Annotated in this window: 6 protein-coding genes; 2 read left to right on the top strand and 4 right to left on the bottom strand. The window is 72.5% G+C overall.

The annotated features are described in order from the left end of the window. Nucleotides 1-46: 46 nt before the first annotated feature. Entirely contained in the window at nucleotides 47-1147 is a 1101-nt protein-coding gene (locus tag GVV75_RS09000; RefSeq protein ID WP_236266118.1) for a LacI family DNA-binding transcriptional regulator, read from the bottom strand. Nucleotides 1148-1222: 75 nt separating this feature from the next. Between GVV75_RS09000 and GVV75_RS08995 the strand changes: the two genes are divergently transcribed. Then, complete coding sequence (locus GVV75_RS08995) at nucleotides 1223-2347, top strand: LacI family DNA-binding transcriptional regulator (RefSeq protein WP_159718076.1); 1125 nt, start codon at nucleotides 1223-1225, stop codon at nucleotides 2345-2347. A gap of 116 nt (nucleotides 2348-2463) precedes the next feature. On the opposite strand, the gene iolG is transcribed toward GVV75_RS08995, so the two are convergent. The 3 genes from iolG to GVV75_RS08980 form a co-directional block, all read right to left on the bottom strand. Then, a complete protein-coding gene (iolG, locus tag GVV75_RS08990) occupies nucleotides 2464-3453 on the bottom strand; it encodes an inositol 2-dehydrogenase (protein ID WP_159523960.1) in 990 nt (329 codons plus the stop codon). An 86-nt stretch (nucleotides 3454-3539) separates the two neighbouring features. Further along, nucleotides 3540-4616, bottom strand: coding sequence for a transaldolase family protein (locus GVV75_RS08985; RefSeq protein ID WP_159523961.1), 1077 nt, complete (start codon nucleotides 4614-4616; stop codon nucleotides 3540-3542). A 226-nt stretch (nucleotides 4617-4842) separates the two neighbouring features. After that, on the bottom strand, nucleotides 4843-5631 hold the full coding sequence (locus GVV75_RS08980; protein ID WP_159814394.1) for a GntR family transcriptional regulator: 789 nt from the start codon (nucleotides 5629-5631) through the stop codon (nucleotides 4843-4845). A gap of 242 nt (nucleotides 5632-5873) precedes the next feature. Here GVV75_RS08980 and iolC point away from each other — a divergent pair, with 242 nt between their 5' ends. Continuing rightward, nucleotides 5874-6863: a 5-dehydro-2-deoxygluconokinase gene (gene iolC / locus GVV75_RS08975; RefSeq protein ID WP_159814388.1), complete on the top strand. Its 990-nt coding sequence runs from the start codon at nucleotides 5874-5876 to the stop codon at nucleotides 6861-6863.

The following is a 6863-nucleotide window of genomic DNA, read 5'->3' as shown; positions in this document are numbered from 1 at the left end:
AGGCCGGCGCCGCCGACGCCGCTCAGGCCGGCACCGCCGACGCCGCTCAGGCCGGCGCCTCCGCCGGCGCCCCTGGCGCCGCCGTCGACGCCCGGATGACGAGACTCGGGGCGATCGTGGCGACGCCGGGGGCCGGCCCCGCGCCGGTGAGCATCCCCACCGCCGCCCTCGCCAGCGCCGCGGGGTCCTGGTCGACACTGGTCAGGGAGAACTCCGGGCGCGAGGCCAAGCGCGTGTTGTCATAGCTGGCCAGTGGGAGGCGCGCCCCCCGCTGGAATAGGGCCGCGGCGACGTCGATGGCCAGCAGGTCGTTGTAGGCCACGATCGCCGCGGGCCCGGTGGCTCCGGTGAGGGCCGAGTCCAGGGCGGGCGGCGCGCCGTCCGCGCAGGAGGCCGAGGAGAAGGACATCCCGCGGGCCTGGGCGGCCGCGCGGCAGGCGAGACCGCGGGCGTCGACGAGCCGCTCATGCAGGATCCGCGCGGGGGTCAGGTAGGCGATGTGCCGGGTGCCGAGACCCGCGAGGTGCTCCATGACCTGTTCGGCCGCGCTCGTTTCGTCCATATGGGCCGTCGCCACGACGTGCCCGGGCAGGGCGCGGTCCAGCAGGCACACCGGCAGACGGCCCCCCAGCCGCTCCAGGGCCTCGGCCCCCATGCGCGTGCCGGGCAGGATGAGGCCGGCGGGGCGCATCCGCAGGGCGTCGGCGATCGTGCTCTCCTCCAGGCGCGCCTCGAGATCGGACACAAGCACCACCAGGCTGTGGCCCACCCGCGCAGCCTCCCGGCGGATGTGGCGCACCAGGATGTCGAAGAAGGGGTTGTCCAGGTAGGGCAGCACGATGACGAGGCGGCTGGAGCGGCGCGAGGCCAACTGCGCCGCCGCGCCGTTGGGCTGATAGTCGAGGTCCCGGGCCGCCTGGAGGATCCGCTCACGGGTGCGCTCGGACATCCTCCCGCCGCCCTTGAGGGCCAGCGAGACGAGCCCCCGGGACACGCCGGCCGCCCGCGCCACGTCGGACTGGGTCGCGTGCCCCCGCGGCGCGCCGTCGGCGATCGCCATATCGTCCTCCCAGCGGTTCGCGCCGCCCCGGGGCGGCGCCTCGACGGATGATCGGATCGGCCCGGGAGGGATCCCGGGCGCGCTCACGGGGCCAGGGTACGATCGGGCGACCCCGCCAGGGGCGAGCGCGACCAGCGATCCTCGAGAGGAGGGCGGAGCCCCATGACCACAGGCCGTGACGGACGCGTCACGATCTCCACGGTGGCGGCGCGCTGCGGGCGCTCGATCTCCACGGTCTCCGCCGCGCTCAATGGCGCGGCCGGCGTCGCCCCCGCGACCCGCGAGGAGATCCTGGCCGTGGCCGCTGAGCTCGGCTACAACGCCGACCCCCGGGCGCGCCTCCTGCGGCAGCGGCGCACCGGTCTCATCGGCGCCAGCTTCGACATCAACCAGGCCTTCCAGGGCGGGATCGTCGACGGCCTCTACCGCAGTTGCTCCCAGCACGGGCGCTCCCTGGTGCTGGCGGCCTCGACCCCGCACCGCGACGAGGCCGAGGGGCTGCGCTCCCTGCTCACCGAGCGCTGCGAGGGGCTTATCCTCGTCGACCCCTGGGTGGGGCACGACATCGTCGCCGACGCCGCCGCGCGCGTCCCGGTGGTCATGGTGTGCCGGGAGTCGGGACTGCCGAACGCCGACCTGGTGCGCTCGCGGGACGACGTGGGCATCACCGCGCTCGTCGACCACCTCGTGCTCACCGGGCGCCGTCGGATCACCCATGTCGACGGCGGAGGGGCGAGCTCGGCCCCGATGCGCCGCGCCACGTTCCTCGCGGCCATGGCCGAGCACGGCCTGGGCGACCGGGCGCGCGTGATCGACGGCGGCTCCGACGAGGAGTCCGGCACGCGGGCCGTGCGCGTCATCCTCGACGCTCGCGCCCTGCCCGACGCGATCCTGTGCTTCAACGACCACCAGGCGATCGGCGCCCTCATGGAGCTGCGCCGGTGCGGGGTGCGCGTGCCCGAGGACGTCGCGGTTACCGGCTACGACGGCATTCCCGCCACCGGCCTGACCGCGTTCTCCGTGACCACCATCGAGCAGGACGCGCTGCTCCTGGCCGAGGTCGCCGTGCGGGCCCTGGCCGCCCGCATGGAGTCCCGCGAGGAGGGCGGGGGAGCGGGGGGCCGCGGCGCGGGGGCCCCCGCGGTGGCGCCCCCGATGATGCCCGACGGCGTCGTCGTCCAGGAGCGCCCCGAGGGAGGGCTGCTGTACTCGGTGATGCCCCGGCTCGTCCTGCGGGGGACCAGTCAGGCGGCCCCGGCCGCTTATGCCGCCCGGGCCCCGCGCTGAGCCCGGCCCCGGCGGGCGCCTCCTGGTGACGACGAGCAGCGGGCGCCGTCGCCCGCGAGGACGCGGGAGGCGACGGCGCCCGCTGGGATGCCCCGCCTGAGCGGGACCGTGGCGGCTCAGTCCAGGAGCACGGGCTGGCCGCTCTTGGCGGAGGCCGTGGCGGCCTCGGCCAGTCGCAGGGCCTTGATCGCGTCGTCGATGCTCGTGGGCGGCGTCGTGCCGGCCTCGACGGCCTCGATGAAGGCGGAGAGCTCCAGGCGGTAGGCGTCCGCGTAGCGCTCCAGGAAGAAGTCCAGGTACGGCTCCTGGGCGTCGGTCACCTCCGCGTTGGACAGGCGCACGGTGGTGGCGCGGATGTTCTCGGCGAACAGGGCGCCGTCGCGGCCCGAGGCCTCCAGGCGCTGGTCGTAGCCGGAGGCGCAGTGGCGGTTGTTGATGATCGTGGCCACCGCCCCGGAGGCGGCCTTGAGGGTGACGACGGCGGCGTCGAAGTCACCGGCGGCCTTGATGCCCTCGTCGAGGTTCTGGCCCACGGCGTGGACCTCGACGATGTCGCCCAGGAAGAAGCGGGCCATGTCGAAGTCGTGGATCGTCATGTCGCGGAAGATGCCGCCGGAGACCTTGATGTACTCCACCGGCGGGGCGGCGGGGTCGCGGCTGATGATGGTCAGCTGCTCCAGCTCGCCGATGCGGCCGTCGGCCACGGCGGCGCGCACCGCCGCGAAGGAGGGGTCGAAGCGGCGGTTGAAGCCGAACATGACGGGGGTCGTCACGGCGTCGAGCTCGGCGCGGGCGGCCTCGACGTCCTTCATGTCCAGGGCGATCGGCTTCTCGCACAGGACCGCCTTGCCGGCCTTGGCGGCCGCGAGGAGGTGGGGGATGTGCAGCGGGGTGGGCGAGCCGACGACGACGGCGTCGACCTCGGGGTCGGCGAAGACCTCCTCGGCCTCCTTGCACGCGCGGGCGCCGTGGAGGGCCGCGAGGTCTTCGGCCGCGGTGCCGATGGGGTCGCACACGAGGGTGAGCTCGGCCTGCGGGTGCGCGGCGATGGTCTTGGCGTGGACGTGGCCGATGCGGCCGGCGCCGATGACGGCGATTCTGAGCATCGTTGCTCCTTAGGTTGTTCGTGGGGGTGGGACGGGGCGGGACCGGCCGGGGGTGGGGCTTGCCGCCTCCCCCGGCCGGCTCCTGCTCACGGCTTGGGCATGATGACGTCGCGGACCAGGGCGTCCAGGTCGGCGTCGGCCTGGAGGAAGCCGCGCAGCGTGTTGACCGTGGCGCCGAAGGTGTCGAACTCGGCGGGCGTCATGCCGTCGGGCTCGTAGGCCCGGACGAACTCGGGGATGCCGAGCAGGGTCTTCATGATCGCGTCGTCAACGGGGACGTCCAGGCGGTTGGTGGGCTTGTAGTCCGACTTGTTGATGATCTCCTGCCACTTGAAGGGCGGGGAGATGACGACGTCGCCGCCGACGAGCTCGGACCAGTGCATGACGTTGCGGAATGCCGCGGCGAGCATCCGGGCGCGCAGGCCGCGGGCCTGGAACTCGGCGTGGGCGCGCTTGAAGGCGGCGATGCCGGCCCACTCCAGGTGACCGGGGTCGAGGAAGAGCTCCTCCTTCTTGGCGACCGTCTTGATCCAGTCGTCCAGGCGGCCGACCATGAGGGTGACGACCGGGCCCATGGTGGAGGTGTCCAGGCCCTCGGCCTCTCGCCGCTTGAGGCCGCGCTCGATGGCCTCGCCGGTGGCCACGGCCTGGGGGACTGAGAAGGAGACGGTGACATTGACCGACACGCCGCGGTAGGTGGCGTCCTCGATCGCCTCGACGCCCACCGAGGTGGCGGGGATCTTGACGATGATGTTCTTGGCCAGCTTGGAGAACTCCTCGGCCTGGTCGGCCAGGGCCTTGGCGGAACGGGCCAGGCGGGGGTCGGTCTGCATGGAGAGGCGGCCGTTGCGGCCCTTGTGCTCCTCGAAGGCGGGCTCGAGGAGCTTGGCGGCCTCGATGCTCAGCTCGCGCACGACCTGCCAGCCGATCTGGGACTCGGAGGCCTCGGGCATCTCCTTGGCGAGCTCGGCGATCCGGGGGAGCCAGACGTCCTTGCGCTGGTTGATGCACGTGAAGGCGATGGTCGGGTTGCAGGTGGCGCCCACGCCTCCGAAGGAGATGGACTGGCGGAGCTCGTCGGGATCCGCTGAGTCATTCCACAGCGCCGTGGGGAAGTTCTGGGCGGCCTCGAGGAGTGGGCCGGGTGTGTGTTCGATGGTCATCTGCTGCTCTCCTGGTCGGGTTCCCGCAGTGTTCAACCGCAGTCGCCTGGCGGCGTTGCCTGGCTGCGGGTCCTATTCAAGCCGACGCCGTCGCCCCTGTCAACCGATTGTCCAGACAAACCCTCCAGCGAGACCGGTCGAAAATAGGAGCGAGACCGGTCCGCGGACCGGTCTCGCTCCTATTTTCGACCGGTCTCGCATGTGTGTGGTGGGGGCGGCGGCGGGGTTAGGTGGAGAAGAGGGTGGTGGTGAAGGAGTAGCGCGAGGCGCGGTAGACGTGGCTGCCGTACTCGATGACCCTGCCCGAGGCGTCGTAGGTGGTGCGCGTGGCGGTGAGCAGGGCGGCGCCGCGCTTCTCGCCGAGCGCCCTCGCCTCGGCCGCCGTGGCGGGGCGGGCGCCGATGGTCTGGCGCGCCGTCGTTGGGATGACCTGCTCGGCGCGCAGGAGGTCGTACAGGCCCCCGGTGGCCAGGGCCTGGCGGGAGGGGCAGATGTCCGCCGGGATGAGATTGGTCAGCACCGCGATCGGCTCGCCGTCGGCCGTGCGCAGCCGGGACAGCCTCACGATCTGCGTCCCCTCGGTCACCTCCAGGCTGGCGGCCTCGGCCGCGTCCGCGGGGTGCTCGTCGTGCTCCAGGACCTCGGTGGACACCTCGTGGCCGGCGGACTCCAGGTCCGAGTGGAGGCTCGTGAGCTCCATGGGGCGGTGGACCCGCGTGGGGGAGACCAGGGTGCCCACGCCCCGCCTGCGGGTGAGCAGCCCGCGGTCCACGAGCCGTTGGAGCGCCTGGCGGGCGGTGGGCCGGGAGACCGCGAGCCTCTTGGCCATGGACAACTCATCCTCCAGCCGCGTGCCCACGGGGAGCTCGCCGCTCAGGATCGCCTCCGCGATCGGCTCGGATATCTGGAAGTAGAGCGGCACCGGGCTCTTGCGGTCCAGTTGGATCTCGACGACGCGCGGCGCCCTGCCCCCGGTAGGAGGGGCCTGGTGTGGCGTGGGGCTCGGATCGGGCATGGTCGGCGTTCCCTGGTTCTTCGGCGCGTGGGCCCGGCGGGTCTCGCCCGGGCCGCGATGGGTGGCGATGCGCCCCTGTCCTGATGGTCGGGGCATCCAGCGAGAGTACCTGACTATGTGCGCATTTGTCATGTTCAGCATTTGTTCGGACAAATATTGACAGTGGTGGGAAGCGGGGGCAGGCTTGGGCCCAGGGCGCCGAGCGGGCGCCCGCCCGCCCCCGACGACGCGGAAGGGAAACCATGACCGTTTCGACCACCCCGCCTCTGGATGTCCTGACCATCGGTCGCTGCGGCGTCGACATCTACCCCCTCCAGATCGGCGTCGGCCTGGAGGATGTCGAGTCCTTCGGCAAGTTCCTCGGCGGCAGCCCGACGAACGTCGCCGTCGCCGCCGCCCGCTACCGCCATCGCTCGGCCGTCATCACCGGCGTGGGGGACGACCCCTTTGGGCGCTTCGTCTGCCAGGAGATGCGAGCCCTGGGCGTCTACGACGACTACGTCGTGCCCAAGCCGGGCATGAACACGCCGGTCACTTTCTGCGAGATCTTCCCGCCGGACAGCTTCCCTCTCTACTTCTACCGCGAGCCCTCCGCCCCGGACCTCGAGCTCGACGACGCCGACATCCCCCTGGACGCGGTGCGCGACGCCCGCATCTTCTGGGTCTCGGTCACCGGGCTGAGCAAGTCGCCGTCCCGCGAGGCGCACCACGCCGTGCTTGAGGCCCGGGGCCGCCGGGCGCATACGATCGTCGACCTCGACTTCCGCGAGATGTTCTGGCCCGACCGTGCCACCGCCCACGAGGAGGTCGCCAGGATCCTGCCCGGGGTGACCGTCGCCATCGGCAACCGCGAGGAGTGCGAGGTCGCCGTGGGCGAGACCGAGCCGGACCGCGCCGCCGACGCCCTCCTGGAGGCCGGCGTCGAGCTCGCCATCGTCAAGCAGGGGCCGCTGGGCACCCTGGCCAAGACCCGCGACGAGCGCATCGAGATGCCCGTGACCCCCGTTGAGACCAAGAACGGCCTGGGCGCCGGGGACGCCTTCGGCGGGGCCATCTGCCACGGCCTGCTGTCGGGCTGGTCCCTGGAGAAGACGATCTTCGCCGCCTCCACCGCGGGCGCCATCGTCTGCGAGCGCATCGAGTGCTCGACGGCGATGCCCACTGAGCCCGAGCTCCTCAACGTCATGCGGCGCCACCGCGACCGGTGCGCCCCGAGCCTGAAGGATCTGTGA

Origin of the sequence: Actinomyces sp. zg328 (assembly GCF_009829635.1) — a bacterium.
Classification (GTDB): Bacteria; Actinomycetota; Actinomycetes; order Actinomycetales; family Actinomycetaceae; genus Actinomyces; species Actinomyces marmotae.
The sequence above is the reverse complement of the archived record's forward strand: the minus strand, read 5'-3'. Positions and strand labels throughout refer to the sequence as shown.